This window comes from bacterium (assembly GCA_004299235.1).
Taxonomy (GTDB): domain Bacteria; phylum Chloroflexota; class Dormibacteria; order Dormibacterales; family Dormibacteraceae; genus SCQL01.
The window spans coordinates 37352-52287 of sequence record SCQL01000004.1; the positions used below are offsets into that span (position 1 = coordinate 37352).

The 14936-nt window shown below is 67.8% G+C and carries 13 protein-coding genes; 11 read left to right on the plus strand and 2 right to left on the minus strand.

The genetic code is table 11. From position 1 onward, the window contains the following. Positions 1 to 18: 18 nt before the first annotated feature. Complete coding sequence (locus EPN29_02120) at positions 19 to 1626, minus strand: FAD-binding protein (protein ID TAN34691.1); 1608 nt, start codon at positions 1624 to 1626, stop codon at positions 19 to 21. Beyond that, positions 1598 to 2524, minus strand: coding sequence for a GntR family transcriptional regulator (locus EPN29_02125; protein ID TAN34692.1), 927 nt, complete (start codon positions 2522 to 2524; stop codon positions 1598 to 1600). The genes EPN29_02120 and EPN29_02125 overlap by 29 nt, the downstream gene beginning before the upstream one ends. Between EPN29_02125 and EPN29_02130 the strand changes: the two genes are divergently transcribed. From EPN29_02130 to EPN29_02180, 11 genes are all read left to right on the plus strand, one after another. Continuing rightward, on the plus strand, positions 2506 to 3261 hold the full coding sequence (locus EPN29_02130; protein TAN34693.1) for a ribonuclease activity regulator RraA: 756 nt from the start codon (positions 2506 to 2508) through the stop codon (positions 3259 to 3261). The genes EPN29_02125 and EPN29_02130 overlap by 19 nt on opposite strands. After that, positions 3258 to 4400 (plus strand): extracellular solute-binding protein, encoded by a 1143-nt coding sequence (locus EPN29_02135; protein TAN34694.1) that lies wholly within the window; start codon positions 3258 to 3260, stop codon positions 4398 to 4400. The genes EPN29_02130 and EPN29_02135 overlap by 4 nt, the downstream gene beginning before the upstream one ends. Beyond that, positions 4376 to 6124: an iron ABC transporter permease gene (locus EPN29_02140; protein TAN34695.1), complete on the plus strand. Its 1749-nt coding sequence runs from the start codon at positions 4376 to 4378 to the stop codon at positions 6122 to 6124. The genes EPN29_02135 and EPN29_02140 overlap by 25 nt, the downstream gene beginning before the upstream one ends. Beyond that, positions 6121 to 6912, plus strand: coding sequence for a hypothetical protein (locus EPN29_02145; protein ID TAN34696.1), 792 nt, complete (start codon positions 6121 to 6123; stop codon positions 6910 to 6912). Before EPN29_02140 ends, EPN29_02145 begins: the two co-directional genes overlap by 4 nt. Beyond that, entirely contained in the window at positions 6869 to 8089 is a 1221-nt protein-coding gene (locus EPN29_02150) for an ABC transporter ATP-binding protein (GenBank protein TAN34697.1), read from the plus strand. The genes EPN29_02145 and EPN29_02150 overlap by 44 nt, the downstream gene beginning before the upstream one ends. Then, the gene (locus EPN29_02155; GenBank protein TAN34698.1) at positions 8089 to 9297 is read left to right on the plus strand and encodes a CoA transferase; all 1209 of its coding nucleotides are present in this window, start codon (positions 8089 to 8091) and stop codon (positions 9295 to 9297) included. The genes EPN29_02150 and EPN29_02155 overlap by 1 nt, the downstream gene beginning before the upstream one ends. Before the next feature lies 1 nt (position 9298). Further along, positions 9299 to 10012: an enoyl-CoA hydratase/isomerase family protein gene (locus EPN29_02160; GenBank protein TAN34699.1), complete on the plus strand. Its 714-nt coding sequence runs from the start codon at positions 9299 to 9301 to the stop codon at positions 10010 to 10012. Beyond that, on the plus strand, positions 10009 to 11628 hold the full coding sequence (locus EPN29_02165) for an aldehyde dehydrogenase (NADP(+)) (protein ID TAN34700.1): 1620 nt from the start codon (positions 10009 to 10011) through the stop codon (positions 11626 to 11628). The genes EPN29_02160 and EPN29_02165 overlap by 4 nt, the downstream gene beginning before the upstream one ends. Positions 11629 to 11896: 268 nt before the next feature. After that, positions 11897 to 12676, plus strand: coding sequence for an enoyl-CoA hydratase/isomerase family protein (locus EPN29_02170; GenBank protein TAN34701.1), 780 nt, complete (start codon positions 11897 to 11899; stop codon positions 12674 to 12676). Beyond that, a complete protein-coding gene (locus EPN29_02175) occupies positions 12663 to 14234 on the plus strand; it encodes a hypothetical protein (GenBank protein ID TAN34702.1) in 1572 nt (523 codons plus the stop codon). Before EPN29_02170 ends, EPN29_02175 begins: the two co-directional genes overlap by 14 nt. A 20-nt stretch (positions 14235 to 14254) precedes the next feature. Beyond that, positions 14255 to 14935 carry an amino acid ABC transporter permease gene (locus EPN29_02180; GenBank protein ID TAN34703.1) on the plus strand — a complete coding sequence of 227 codons (681 nt, stop codon included), beginning with the start codon at positions 14255 to 14257 and terminating at the stop codon, positions 14933 to 14935. The last annotated feature ends 1 nt before the right edge of the window (position 14936 follow it).

Here is a 14936-nt window from a genome sequence, read left to right on the forward strand (position 1 = left end):
GGGGCCGGCCGCCCGGGCCTACGACCTGCCGGCGAGGTCCGCCTTCTGGTAGTTCAGCCGCAGATCGCGACCGTCTTCGGAGAGCTGGACTTCAAGGTTGCCCAGCCAATTGACGTCATCGCGATCGGGGTGGTCGGAGCGGAAGTGATCACCCCTGCTCTCCCGCCGGGCCAGGGCGGAGCGGGCGATGGCGAGCGCCACCAGATTCGCTCTTCCGGCGTGAGTCGGCGCGTGGTCGGTGGCGACCAGTTCCTGGCGGACGGCTTCGAGTTCGGCCACCGCGTTCGTGAGGCATTGCTCATCACGAAGAATCCCGCAACCGCCGTCGAGCGCCGAACGGATCCGGACCAGCCGCTGGCGGTCACTCGGATCGAGTGAGGTGGGGAGGAGCGCGGGTTGCGGTTGGAGAGCCCGCCCGGGTGAGCGGATTCGGTTCGCGAGAGCATGCGCCGCCGCCGCTTCGCCCGCGATCGCGCCCATCGCCACGACTTCGGTGCCGCCGGCGGCCGCGAGTCGATGCGCGCCGTGGGCCCCGCCGGCGACCTCCCCGACCGCGTACAGGCCGGGCACGTCACTCGCGCCACGGCCGTCGATTCGAACGCCTCCCATCAGGTAGTGCTGCGCCGGCATCACCTCGATGAGTCCCTGCGCGGGCGTGAGCTGCAGGCCGCGCAGCACCTGCTCGATCTGCACGTAGCGAGCCACGATTCCGGGCTCCATTTCGCGGATGTCGTAGTACACGGCGCCGCCAGGAGTCCCCCGGCCGGCCCGCACCTCGCCGACCATGGCTCGGCAGATGACGTCCTTGCTCGGTGCCGATCCGGTGTCGAGGAATTCATCGCCGCGCCCGTTGCGCAGCCGGGCGCCCTCCCGGAGGACGGTCGTCGGCAGATCGCGGCCCCGCATATGCGGCGGGCCTGCGGTGACGAATGGTTCGAAGGAGATGAACTCCATGTCGATGAGCGACGCCCCCGCTTCGAGCGCGAGCGTGTACCCGATGCCGCGGCTGCCGGGCGGATTGGTCGTGTAACCGAAGAGCTGGCCGGCCCCGCCGGTGGCGAGAACCACGGCCGGCGCATGGATCGTGACCGGGCGCTTGTCCTCGCCCAGGACCAGCCCGCCGGCCACCCGCCCATCTTCGACCAGCAGCTGGAGCAGCAGGCCGTGCGGGATCGCCGTCACCTGGCTGCCGGCTGCTTTGAGCCGGCGGCGGATCTCCTTGGAGATGTCCACGCCGACCATGCCCAGGGAGTAGACCGCGCGCGTCCAGGTCGTTCCGGCAGCCTGCCGCCTCGCCAGCTCGCCGTGCTGGTGGTAGAACGGGATGCCCAGGCTCTCCAGGAACCTGGTCTCAGCGCCGATGCGCTCCGACATGGCGGCGACCACCTCGAGGTTGTTGATCGCGCCGCCGGCGCGGACCACGTCGTTGAACAGTGCAGCGGGCGCGTCCTCGGGCACCTCACCCAGCGCCGTGTTCAGGCTGCTGATGCGATTGGAAGCGCCCGGCGTGCCGGAGAGCAGGACGACGCGCGCTCCCGACAGCTGCGCCCTCAGTGCCGCCATCAAGCCGCCGACGCCGCCGCCCGCGACCAGGACGTCAGCGCTGAGTTCTTCGGTCACCGTCATCTTGGTGCACGCGCAGGCCGGCCTTCAACCCGGCCCGGAAGGAGCGCACGTGGTCCCGCATCAGGCGACCCGCTTTGCGCGCGTCCCGCGCCGCGACCGCGCCGAGCACGGCCAGGTGCTGGTCGTGCTCAACGGCCATCGAGGGGCGGGCCTTCCAGCCCATCATCGAGATGACGCGCACGCGGTCGTGGAGTCGCGCGAGCGCCTCGATGAGCGGGCGGTTGCCGGAGTTGCTCGGGAAGATGCCGTGAAATTCGCGGTTGAAGTGCGCCACCCGCGTCAGGTCGCCGCTCTGCTGAGCTTCGTAGGAGCGCTCGAGCGCGTCTTTGGCCGCGGCGATGTCCTCATCGCTGATCCGTGGCGTGGCCAGGCGCACCGCCATCTCCTCGAGCAGCTCGCGCAGCTCGTAGATCTCATCGGCCAGCTCGGGCTCGATGCGAATGACCGACATCCCGCGATAGGCCGACTGAATCACCAGGCCCTCGCCCGCCAGCCGCTGTAGAGCGTCGCGGACTGGGCTCTTGCTCACCCCGAAGCGGGCGGCCAGGTCGCGCTCCACCAGGGCCTGCCCGGGCTCCAGCTCGAGCGAGAAGATGGCATGCCGAATGGCGCTGTAGACGCGGTCGGTGAGCACCTGGCGGTCGTCCAAGAGGCCGATCGCCTTGGCTCCCATTGGATCCGGCGAGGGTGGGTCGCTCGGTCGGCTCACCAAGATATGATATACCATCCCGTCGAGGCGGAAAGCTCTCTTCTGAGCGGTTGGCGCGCCGCTCATCGCGTGCGCCGGGCCTCGTTTACGCCCGGGCTGGACACCGTCGCCGGAGGCCTCAGTGTCGAAGGTAGTATACGATCTCCGAGATCTCATATGCGACGGCCCAGATGACCAACCTTCCGGCATCGATCGCCCTCCTCGGCGAGGTGAGCACCGCGACGATCAGCACGCAGCTCTTCAAGCGCGGGCTGCGCAACGCGTTTCTCCAGGGCCTCTACCCGCTGAACCCAGGCTGCGCCCGATTCGTCGGTGAGGCTTTTACGCTGCGCTCGATCCCAAGCCGGGAGGACCTCGACGTCCTCGCGGTGTACGAGGACTACGACCACCCCCAGCGCAGGGCCGTGGAGTCGGTTGAGTCAGGCCAGGTGCTGGTCGTCGATTCGCGCAGCGACGTCCGGGCGGCGTCAGCCGGGCAGATCCTGCTGACGCGCCTGCTGAAGCGGGGGGCGGTTGCATTCGTCACCGACGGCTCGCTGCGAGACTCGGGGGAAATCCGGAAGATGGAGTTCCCCGCATTCGTGGCGGGGGTCGCGGCCACCACCAACCTGGCCCGCCACCACGTGGTGGACATGCAGGTCCCGATCAGCTGCGCCGGCGTCGCCATCTATCCGGGGGACATCCTGGTCGGTGACGAGGAGGGCGTGATCTGCGTCCCTCGTCACCTGGCGCCCGAAATTGCGCAGCCGGCCGCGGAGCAGGAGCGCATGGAACGGTTCATCCTCGGCAAGATCGCCGCCGGTGCGCCGCTTCGTGGCGTCTATCCGCCCGATTCCCAGACCCGTGGTGAGTACGAGTTGTGGTCGAGGAGCGACCGCCGAGAGGCGCGTCATTCCTCTCAGCCGACATTGGAGGAATCCCGATGAACGACCGAATCCGTACCGTCCAGGATTTCCAGCGGTTGTGGTCAGACGTCCTGCGCGACCGCCCCTCGCGGCGCGCGCTGTTGAAGGGCGCCCTGCTGCTCGGGCTCTCAGCCCCAGCGCTCGGCGCGCTGCTGGAAGCCTGCGGCAGCGCTCCCCAACCCCCCGGCGCCGGCGTCGCGTCTGCCGGTCCTGACCTCGAGGCGGCCCGCAAGGAAGGCACTCTGGTCGTCCTGCACGGTGATATCGAAGCCGACATGGTCAAGTTCGTCCAGGCCTTCACCGCCAAGACCGGCATCCAGGCCACGGAGCAGCGCCTGCTCCCGGGAGCTGCCCTGCCCAAGCTCGAAGCCGAGCTGCGGTCTGGAGGGAGCAGCGAGTACGACGTCTACGACACCTCGGACGTGAGTGTCATGGAGCACCTGCGCCAGCAGGGCCGGTTGCAGCAGTACATCTCGAAGGAGATGCATGCCTACGAGGCGGCCTACAAGAGCAGGCCGGAGGGTTTCTGGACCACTTACATGATCAACGTCGCGGCCATCATGTACAGCACCGACCACGTCCAGCCCGGCGATGCTCCAAAAACGTATGAGGATCTGCTGGCGCCCCGCTGGAAGCGCCAGATCGGCTTTCAGGATTCCTCGGCGGGCACGCAGTACGCCTGGTGGTATCTCCTCAAGGACAAGCTCCCGGCGGATTACTGGGACCGGCTGGCCGAGCAGCAGCCGCGCATCTACGCCTCCTCGACCCAGATGATGCAGGACGTCTACAGGGGCGAGCTCCTGATCGGCGCCAAGGTCAGCATCTTCCAGCACTACCAGGCGCTCCACGCCCACCAGCCGATCAACGTGGTCATCCCGCCCACTGGGGCTCCCGCGAACCTCCAGGTCGCGGGCATCATCGGTGGGACCAAGAAACCGAATGCGGCCAAGGCCTACATCGACTACCTCCTCTCCGAGGAGGGGCAGCAGGCGTGGGCCGGCATCGAGGGCAACTACTCCGTCCGATCCGGGGTCACCGTCCCCGGAGTGCCGCCGCTGGCCGCGGTGAAGCTGCTCTTGCCGGCCGACTATTCCGATTACGTGCTGACCGCCAACCACGCCCAGTTCGTGAAATTGTGGAATCACATCTCGGGCCTCTAGCCGAGCCGCCGGCGGCCGGCGGCGGTGCGGCGTACGGCAGGCTGCTGGCACGGATCAGGGGCGGGAGCAGCCTGCCGGCGCTGCTCCTCCTGCCGCTATTGCTCGTGTTGATCGGGTACCCGCTGTTTCTCCTCGTGACGATGGCGTTCAACACGGGCGACCCGGAGCAGATCCCCGTTGTCCAATTCGGCCTCGGGGGCTTTCCGGAGGTGCTCCAGCATCTGAACTGGGTCGCCAACAGCCTGCTGGTCTCGGTGTCGGCGATGCTGCTGGCGACCGGGATCGCGGTAGTGCTGGCCTGGATCCTCTACCGGACCACCGTGCCTGGGCGCCGGGTCTTCGAGGTCCTGGTCGCCATCCCGTACCCGATCGGCCCCCTGGTCGGTGCGCTGGCCTGGAGCGAGCTCGGCTCGCCCCGTGCCGGCCTCCTCAATCAGATCTTCACCAGCCTCACCGGGCAGCACGTCACTCTGGTCAACACCTACAGCGTGGCCGGCATCGTCTTCGTGATGGCCATCTTCGAGGCCCCGGTCGCCGTGCTCATGATCGGCGCGGCGATGCGGCGCATGGACCCTTCCCTGGAAGAGTGCTCGATGATCCTGGGCGCCGGCAACGCTCGTACGGCGCTCCGCATCACCCTGCCGCTGATGCTGCCGGCCATCCTGTCCGCCGCATTGTTTCTATTCGCCTCGATGATGGGCGCCTTCGCCATCCCCACCATACTCGGGGCCAACTCGCGCTTCTACGTCGCGACCACCGCCATCTACATGCTGTTCCAGGGCTATCCGCCCGACTATCCCCTCGCGGCCGCCTTGGGAGTGGTGATGATCGCCATCACGGTGCTGGCGGTGCTCCTCTACGGCCGTGCCGTCCGCGGCCGGTCGTACGCCGTGATCTCGGGCCGCACGTACCGGCCGCGGCCGATCGACATGCGGGGCTGGACGCCGTTTCTGTTCCTGTTCGAGTGCCTCTACGTCCTGATCGCGCTGGTCCTGCCGCTCGGCGTTCTCATCCTCGCCTCTTTTCAGCATTCGAGTGAGCTGTCACTCGCGGCATCGAGCTGGACGCTGCAGAACTACCACTACGTCCTGATCGATTTTCCGACCACCCGTGAGGCGATCGTCAACAGCCTGATCCTGGGCGTCGGCACGGGCACCCTCGGGGTGGCGCTGGCGACCGTCATCGCCTGGGTCGTGTATCGCACCCGCGGCCGCGGCCGCGGGTTGCTCGAGCAGGTCACCATGGCTCCGCAGGCCATGCCCAGGCTGATCCTCGCCGTCGGTCTGCTCTGGATGGTGCTGACCCTCCCGATCAACATCTACGGGACCATCTTCGCCGTCTTGCTCGCCTACGTGATCGTCTTCCTCCCGCTGGCGTTCCGGACCCTGAGCGGGGTGGTCGTGCAGATCGATCGCTCGCTTGAGGAGGCATCGCGGGTGGTCGGGGCGGGCTGGCTGCGCACCATGGCCTCGATCAACCTCCCGCTGCTCCGTTCCGGTTTGCTGGCGGCCTGGGTGCTGCTCTTTATGATCTCGGTGCGCGAAGTCAGCGCCTCGCTGTTTCTATCGGGCGCCTCGACTCGAGTGCTGGGCCCGGCAATCTTCAACTTCTGGGATTCCGGCGGCCTTCCCAGGGTCAGCGCGCTGGCTGTTGTTCAGGCCGCGATCGTCCTGGTGGCTCTATTGGTGGTGCGCCGGGTGACCCGAGAGGAGATGAGCGCATGAGTGGGGCGAAGAACCAGTTCGTCAGGACGGAGACGGTCGGACACGTCGTGGTCGTGACCATCGATCGGCCGCCGGTCAATGCGATCAGCCAGGCGCTCGGGGAGGAGCTCGCCTCGACGTTCGAGGAGCTGGCCGGTCGCGGCGACGTCTACGTGGTCGTCCTGACGGGTGGCGATCGCTTCTTCTCCGCCGGCGTCGACATCAAGGAGCTCAACCAGGAGAACGCCAACCATCCGGCGCAGGCGGTGCCTCGCAACCAGCGCTTCGAGAGCATTTGCCGGGGCATCTCCAACCTCCGTGCCCCGGTCATCGCCGCGGTGAATGGATATGCGCTCGGCGGCGGTTGCATGCTCCCCGTCTACTGCGATATCCGGGTCGCCGCTGAAGACGCTTCGTTCGGCCTCCCCGAGATCAACCTCGGCGGGGTGCCGGGATTCGGGATGCAGCGCCTGAGCCGGCTGATCGGCCAGGGCAAGACCAAGCTGATGGTCCTCACCGGGGACCCGATCGACGGGCGGCAGGCGTACGGGATCGGCCTCGTGGACGTGCTCGCCGGCAGCGGCCAGGCCCTGCCGGTGGCTCTCGATCTGGCGCAGCGCATCGCCTCCAAGCCGCCGCTGTCGGTCCAGGCCTGCAAGCAGGCGATCAGCCTCGGCTCGGAGCTGCCGATCGAGCGCGCGCAGGCGATCGACCTGCTGTTCGTCGAGAAGGTGGCCGGGACCGAGGACCGGGCCGAAAGCCTGCTTGCGTTCCTCGAGAAGCGGCCGCCTCGCCTGGTCGGGCGCTGAGGTGGTCGAGGCGAGCCTCGCGACACCAGACGGGCAGGTCGGAGCTGCGGCGGCTGCCGGGGAGTCACAGTCGTTCATCGAAGTCCGCGACCTGGTGGCCGCGTACGGCGGTGCGCTGGCGGTGCGAGGGGTCAGGTTCAGCGTCCGCAAGGGCGAGCAGCTTTCCCTGCTCGGTCCCTCGGGCTGTGGCAAGTCGACCACGCTTCGCTGTGTCGCCGGCCTGGAGACACCGGTCTCCGGCGAGATCGTCATCGACGGGCGGGTCATCTTCTCCTCGAAGCTGGGGATCAACGTGCCCACCGAGAGGCGCGACCTCTCGATGGTCTTCCAGTCCTATGCGATCTGGCCGCACATGACCGTGTTCGAGAACATCGCCTACGGACTCAAGGTCCGCCGCCGGGGCCGGCAGGAGACGAGACAGCGGGTCGAGGAGGTGCTGCGCATGGTCGGCATGGAGGAGTACATCGACCAACCGGCCACCAATCTCAGTGGCGGCCAGCAGCAGCGGGTCGCGCTGGCGCGGAGCTACGCCTACGTCCCCAAAGCCCTGCTCCTCGACGAGCCCCTCTCCAACCTCGATGCGCGGTTGCGCGCGCGCATGCGCGATGAGCTCAAAGAGCTGCAACGGCAATTCGGAGCCACGACCATCTTCGTCACCCACGACCAGGAGGAGGCGATGGCGATCTCCGACCGCATCGTGGTCATGAGCAAGGGCGTCATCGAGCAGGAGGGCGGTCCGATGGAGATCTACGACACCCCGCGCACGCGTTTCGTGGCGGACTTCATCGGGGCGGCGAACATCCTCGCGGGCGGCCTCGTGGAAGACCCGGCGGGGGGCCCCGGCGTCTTCACCGTGGGGGAGGCCACCATCCGTTGCGCACCTCGCCTCAAGCCGCCCAGGCGGACGGCCGAGGGCCGCCATCTGCTCGCCGTGCGCACCGTGTACCCCGAGCTGCAACGGCGCCCGCAACCCACGCAGGAAAACCAGTGGCCGGCGCAAATCCGGCGGCGGGTGCTGCTGGGAGACACCGTCAACTACACCGTCGATTGGCCGGGGGGAGAGCTCAAGGTCCACGGATTCCCGCGCGATCTGCTGGCGGAGGGGGAGCGCGTCTTCCTCCACATACCGGCGGAGCGAGCCTTGCCCATCGACGCCGATTTGGAGACTGCCAGCTGATGAACGACCACGTTGCCGCACCGCCACCCCTGGCCGGGATACGAGTCGTGGATGTGACCCGCGCGCTCGCCGGTCCCTTCTGCACGATGCTTCTGGGCGACCAGGGGGCGGAGGTCATCAAGATCGAACAGCCCGGCGTCGGTGACACCACCCGGCACCAGGCCAACCCAAGCGTGCAGGGCGAGAACAGCGCCTTTTTGGCGGTGAACCGCAACAAGAAGAGCGTCACGCTCGATCTCCGGAAGCCCGAGGGGCAGCGGATCGCACGCGAGCTCATCCGGCGTTCGGATGTCTTCGTCGAGAACTTCCGGCCCGGCAAGGCGGCCGACTATGGGCTGGACAGCGAGCGGCTTCTCGCGGAGAACCCGCGTCTGATCTACTGCTCGATCTCGGGTTGGGGACCTGACGGGCCCTACGCTCACAAGGCCGGCTACGCCGCCACCGCCGAGGCGATCTCCGGACTCATGAGCATGACTGGCGAGCGCGACGGACCGCCGGCCAAGCTCGGCGTGTCGATCATCGACAACCTGACCGGGCTCTTCGCGAAGGACGCGATCACCGCCGCCCTCTACGCTCGGGAGCGAAGCGGGCGCGGCCAGCGGGTCGATACGTCGCTGATGGAGAGCGCGACGGCCGTGCTCAGCATGGCGGCCAGCTCCTATCTGATCGGAGGCGTGGTCGCCGGACGCTGGGGCTCCGAGCACGAGTGGAACACGCCCTGGAAGGCCCTTCAGACGAAGGACGGCTGGCTCATGCTGGCCGCGGGCAGCGAGGGCACCTGGCGCCAGCTCTGTGAGGCGCTGGGCATCCCCGAGATGGCGACCGACCCTCGCTTCACGTCGATGGGCTCACGGGCTGAGCATCGGGGTGAGCTCTATACGATCCTGGAGAGGATCATCGCCACCCGGACCACCGCGGAATGGCTGGCGGTGATGGATGCGACCGGGACGGCCGCGGCTCCGGTGAACACTGTCGACGAGGTCTTCAAAGACCCTCAGGTCCTGCATCGCCAGATGCTCCTCAAGGTCAAGCACGCGACGCTGGGCGAGATCCCGCAGGTCGGCTTCGCTGAGAAGTTCTCGGACACCGCCTGCGTGATCCAGCTCCCGCCGCCGGTGCTCGGCGCACACACCGAGGAGGTCCTGCGCGAGCTGGCCGGCTGCACGCCGGAACGGATTCAGGACCTCCGTTCGCAACAGGTGATCTGAGATGGATGCTGATTGCGAGTTCGTCCGTGTCGAGAAGGCTGAGCGGCTTGCCGTCGTCACCGTGGACCGGCCCCCGGTCAACGCCATCCACAACCAGATTCGCGACGAGCTCGGCCGCGTCTTCGCCGAGATCGATGGCGCGCTTGACATCCACGCGGTGGTGCTGACCGGCGGACCCCGCATCTTCTCGGCGGGGGTTGACATTCGCGGGTTGCGGGCGGCGGCGCCCTCCGACGCGGTGCCGCGCAACACCCGCTACCAGGCGATCTTTCTATCGATCGCGCGCGTGCGCGCGCCCGTGATCGCGGCGGTCAACGGCTATGCGCTGGGTGGAGGCCTTGAGCTGGCGATGGCGTGCGATCTCCGGGTGGCCGCCTCCGATGCCTTCTTCGCCCTGCCGGAAATCAACCTCGGCGGTGTGCCCGGCGCCGCCGGCCCGCAACGGTTGGCCCGGCTCGTCGGGCGGGGGATGGCGACGCGGATGGTGGTCAGCGGCGAACGGGTCGACGCCGAAGAGGCGTACCGGATCGGCCTGGTCGACGAGCTCGCCGCCCCGGGCGAGGCGATCGCGCGGGCGGTCGAGCTGGCGCGCCGGATCGCCGGCCACCCGCCGCGTGCCGTCCAGGCCTGCAAGGCTGCCATCTCGCTTGGCGACGAGCTCCCGCTCGAGCGCGCTCAGGCCATCGACCGCCACCTCTTAGGCTACGCAACGTGACCGTCAATCCCACTCACGTCACGGGTGCCAACCTGATCGCCGGCGAGGAACATCAGGCCGGCGCGACCACCTTCGTGGCCCATAACCCCACCACCGGCGAGCCGGGGAAGCTCAGGTTCCACGAGGCTTCGCCGGCCGAGGTTTCGCGCGCGACCGCGGCGGCAGCCGCCGCCTTCGCCATCACCAAGACCTATTCCAGCGCCCGGCTGGCGGAGATCCTGGAGGCCGTGGCCGTGGAGGTCGAGGCTCTTGGCCAGCTTCTGCTCGACACCGCCCGCGAAGAGACCGGGCTCGGCCTGGAACGCCTGGAGGGCGAGCGAGCCCGGACCTGCGGCCAGTTCCGGGCCTTCGCCGCGCTCCTCAAAGAAGGCTCATACGTCGAGGCGATCATCGATACGGCCGATGCGCCGGGTCAGCCACGGCACCCGGATCTGCGCCGCATGCTCTTTCCCATCGGGCCGGTGGCGGTTTTCGGGTCCAGCAACTTCCCGCTCGCGTTCAGCGTCCCGGGCGGGGACACCGCGTCGGCGCTCGCCGCCGGCTGTCCCGTGGTGGTCAAGGCACACCCCTCACACCCCGCCACCTCGGAGCTCTGCGCTCAAGCGATCCTGAAAGCTCTACGGGCTACGGATGCGGCGCCCGGGACCTTCTCGATGCTGCAGGGCAACAGCGTTCAGGTCGGACAGCAGCTGGTCCAGGCGCCGGAGATCAAGGCCGTGGGTTTCACCGGGTCGTTCGGTGCGGGGCGGGCGCTCTTCGACCTCGCCGCGGCGCGCGCCGAGCCGATTCCGGTCTATGCCGAAATGGGCAGCGTCAATCCGCTTTTCGTGCTGCCCTCGGCGCTGGAGGCCCGCGGAGGTGAGATCGCCGAGGGCCTGGTCGCCTCGATCACCATGGGCGCCGGCCAGTTCTGCACGAAACCGGGGCTGGTCTTCGTCGTCGATGGCGAGCCCGGACGTGCCTTTGCCGGCAGGGTGGCGGAGCTGGCGGGCCGGCAGGCCACGGGACCGCTCCTGAACCAGGGCATCTACGACCGGCTCACGCGCCAGCTCGACCATACCCTGGGGCTGCCTGGGGTCGAAGTTCTCACGGGTGGTCCCAGCACCGGCGGCGTGGGCCTGGTCTGTCCGGAAACCGTGCTCACCACGACCGCCGACGTCTTTCTGGCCACCCCGGAGCTCGTCGACGAGCACTTCGGACCGGTTGCCGTCATCGTGCGCTGCCGCTCTGTCGAGCAGATGGTGGAGGTGGCCTCGCGAATGCAGGGCAACCTGACCGCCACGCTCCATGCGACCGACGCTGATGATGACAAGGCGGCCGCGCTCCAGTCGGTGCTGCAGGAGAAGGTGGGGCGCCTGATCTGGAACGGCTATCCGACCGGGGTCGCCGTGGTTGCCGCCATGCACCATGGTGGCCCGTATCCAGCCTCAACCTTCCCCCAGCACACCTCCGTGGGGGCGACGTCGATCAAACGCTTTCAGCGTCCGGTCGCTTTCCAGAACCTTCCGGACAGGGCCTTGCCGCAAGCGCTGAACGACGCCAACCCGCTGGGGATCCTGCGCCTCGTGAACGGCTCGTGGACCAGGGACTCGGTGGTCCGTCGAGGTGACTCCTAACCGAGGCTCATCGGCAGAGCCGTCGGGAAGGTCGGGCGTTTTCGAGATCGGATCGTTGACACGCGGATGACATCAGGCCCAGCCGCCTGATCGTCCGCGATCCCCGCTTGGTCGGGTTCGCGACACCCCACCTGACCTCCTTTTCTGCTCCTGGCCGGGCCGCCGCGTCTGAAGCACCCGCACGGTGCCGGATCCAGAGAAGTCTTGACCCCCGCGCAGTCGAGGCCTAAGATTCCTAGATTCGTACTTACATACAAAGGAGGCGCCCGTGAGCGAAGAGATCATTTGCGAGGTGTCGGGAGGCGTTGCCACCGTCACCCTTAACCGCCCTCAGGTCCTGAACGCCCTCTCGCGATCGATGAAGCAGGAGCTGACCCAGACCTTCGGTCGCCTTGGCTCCGACCCCGCGGTCCAGGCGATCCTGCTGACCGGCGCCGGCGACAGGGCGTTCTCGGCCGGCAGCGACATCAAGGAGATGAGCGGCTTCAGTGCCGCCGAGGCAGAGGCGATGCTCACCGTCGAGCACGCCTGCTTCGAGAGCGTGCTGACCTGCCCCAAGCCGGTCATCACATCGGTCGCCGGCCATGCCCTCGGTGCGGGCTGCCAGCTGGCGATGTGCGGCGACATCTGCGTGGCGACCGAGGATGCGCGTTTCGGCATGCCGGAGCTCAAGTTCGGCGCCGTCAACGGGAACGAGACGGCCCTGTTCATGTATTTCGGCGGCCTCGGCCTGACCCGCCGGCTGATCCTGGGTTGCGAGGTGCTCACCGCACGCGAGGCGGCGACGTGGGGCATCGTCACGCGCGTCGTCGCGGATCGCGAAGACCTCAGGCGCGAATCCGAGCGCACCGCTCGCGAGCTGGCATCCTATCCCGGAGCTTCGTACTCCCGCCAGAAGCGGCTGATCCTGAATTGGTTGGACCAGGGCTACTCGTCAGCGGTCAACACGAGCATCGCCGCGGCGGCCATGGCGTGGTCCGAATCGGATATCAAGCAGGCCATGGGCCAGGCCCTCGCCAAGCCTTCTCGGAGCAATGCCGGTGCCTAGAGAAGCCCGGGTTGTTACGGCTGGTGAGGCGGCCGCGCTGGTCGCGGACGGCACGAGCGTGGCGGTCGGCGGGACTGGATGCGGCCATCTTGTCGCCGAGTCTGTGCTCGCGGCCCTGGAGGAGCGGTTTCTGGAGGTGGGCCGGCCCAAAGACCTGACTCTGGTGCACACCATGGGGTTGGGCGACCAGAAGACCAATCGCGGAATCGAGCACTTCGCTCATTCGGGTTTCGTGAAGACCTTCTACGGCTCGCACTACGCGCACAACAAGAACCTGATGGCGATGCTGCTGGCGGGCGAGATGTCCGCCTACGTGCTCCCGGCCGGCGTCATCTGCCAGCTGTACAGGGAGATCGCCGCCGGACGGCCCGGCCTGATCACCAAGACCGGCATCGGCACGTTCGTGGACCCGGAGCTGGAGGGGGCGCGCAGCCATCCCGGAATGGCGGAGTACGTGAGGCGGCTGGAGATCGACGGCGTCCGGTACCTGTTCTACCCGAGCTTCCCGATCCAGGTCGGCCTGATCCGCGCCTCCGTCGCGGATGTCGAAGGCAACCTCTGCATGCTTGATGAGCCGGCGCTGGGTGACAACCTGCAGCTGGCGCAGGCGGTCAAGAACAGCGGTGGCGTGGTCGTCGCCCAGGTGGCTCAAGTCGCCGCACGCCACTCCTTGCCGTCGCGCCTGGTGCAGGTGCCGGCCGCGTTGATCGACTACCTTGTAGTCGAGCCCGACGCGCCGGTCACCTACGTGACCAAGCGCAGCGACGCCTACAGCGGTCGCTATCGGGTGCCGGCGACGGCCATTGAACCGCTTCCAGGTGGCCCTCGCAAGGTGATCGCGCGACGGGCGGCCCAGCTGCTGAAACCGGACACCCTGGTGAATCTGGGATTTGGGGTCGCCAACGGCGTCGCCACGATCCTGGCCGAAGAGGGGCTGGAGGCAATCCTCAATCTCACCGTGGAGCAGGGCACTTATGGCGGCAACCCGGCGGTCGGACTCGACGCGGGCGCCGCGGTCAACTACGACGCGCTCATCGACGTCCCGACTCAGTTCGACTTTTACGATGGCGGCGGTCTCGATCAGACGTTTCTCTCCTTCGCGCAGGTGGATCCACGAGGACGGGTGAATGTCTCCCGCTTCGCCGACAAGCTCACCGGCCCGGGCGGCTTCATCGACATCTCTCGGCGTGCCGGCCAGGTCGTCTTCCTGGGGATGCTGACCGCGGGAGCACGCCTGACGCAGGCCGGCGCCGGCTGGGGGATTGAGCGTGAAGGGCTGCCGAAGTTCGTCTCCACGCTCGACCAGGTCACTTACGACCCGGCGACGGCTGAGAACCGGATCAGCCCGGTTTACATCACCGAGCGCGCCGTCTTCGAGCTCCGATCGGGCCGCCTCACCCTGACCGAGATCGCACCCGGATGCTCGCTGGAGTCGGTCATCGCCGCCATGGGCTTTCGCCCGGAGGTGGCGGCCGAGGTGAAGGAGATGCCGGCTCGCCTCTTCGACGCCGAGGCGGGCTTTGTCCGGTCATCGATGCCGGAAGCGGCCCCTGTCTGATGGCTCGCCTGGCTCTGTAGATCGTGTTCCTGATCCCACGCTTCGATTTCAGCGCGGTCACGGACCACTGGCAGTTCCTGCTCCAGGGGCTTGTCGTCACCCTGGAGGTCTGCGCGCTCGGCATGTTGCTGGCCACGGCGCTCGGCCTGGCGGTGGCCGTGCTCAGGATCTACGGCGGCAAGACGGTGGATCGAGGGCTCGGCTTCGTGGTCGATGTCATGCGGTCGATCCCGCTGCTGGCGCTGATGGTCTGGGTCTTTTACGCGCTGCCGGTGCTCGTCAATGGCGAGATGTCGCCATTCCTGGCTGGGGTCATCAGCCTCGGCGTTCAGTACGCGGCCTTCATGAGCGAGGTCTTCCGGGCCGGTCTGGGCTCGATCTCGCCGGGCCAGCGCCTGGCGGCTCTGGCCCTCGGCATGACCCCGTTCCAGGCCCTCTATCGGGTGATCGTGCCTCAGGCCGCGGTGCGCATGCTGCCGCCGATGGGCTCCCAGCTGGTGTCGCTGATCAAGGACTCATCGCTGCTCTATGGCATCGCGGTGGCCGAGCTCATGCACCAGGCGGCAACCCTGAACGGCCTCTATGCCCGTCCCTTTGAAATCTTCACCGCCATCGCGATCGTCTATGTGGTGCTCACCTATCCCGTCACTCTGGGAGTGAACGCGGTGTACCGGCGCCTCGTGCCGCTGACGGCGGGTTAGG

Coding starts and splice junctions, on each gene's coding strand:
- EPN29_02155 (TAN34698.1), top strand. CDS start 8,089: ATGAACGACCACGTTGCCGCACCGCCACCCCTGGCCGGGATACGAGTC.
- EPN29_02145 (TAN34696.1), top strand. CDS start 6,121: ATGAGTGGGGCGAAGAACCAGTTCGTCAGGACGGAGACGGTCGGACAC.
- EPN29_02125 (TAN34692.1), bottom strand. CDS start 2,524: ATGCCGGAAGGTTGGTCATCTGGGCCGTCGCATATGAGATCTCGGAGA.
- EPN29_02120 (TAN34691.1), bottom strand. CDS start 1,626: ATGACGGTGACCGAAGAACTCAGCGCTGACGTCCTGGTCGCGGGCGGC.
- EPN29_02130 (TAN34693.1), top strand. CDS start 2,506: ATGACCAACCTTCCGGCATCGATCGCCCTCCTCGGCGAGGTGAGCACC.
- EPN29_02160 (TAN34699.1), top strand. CDS start 9,299: ATGGATGCTGATTGCGAGTTCGTCCGTGTCGAGAAGGCTGAGCGGCTT.
- EPN29_02175 (TAN34702.1), top strand. CDS start 12,663: ATGCCGGTGCCTAGAGAAGCCCGGGTTGTTACGGCTGGTGAGGCGGCC.
- EPN29_02135 (TAN34694.1), top strand. CDS start 3,258: ATGAACGACCGAATCCGTACCGTCCAGGATTTCCAGCGGTTGTGGTCA.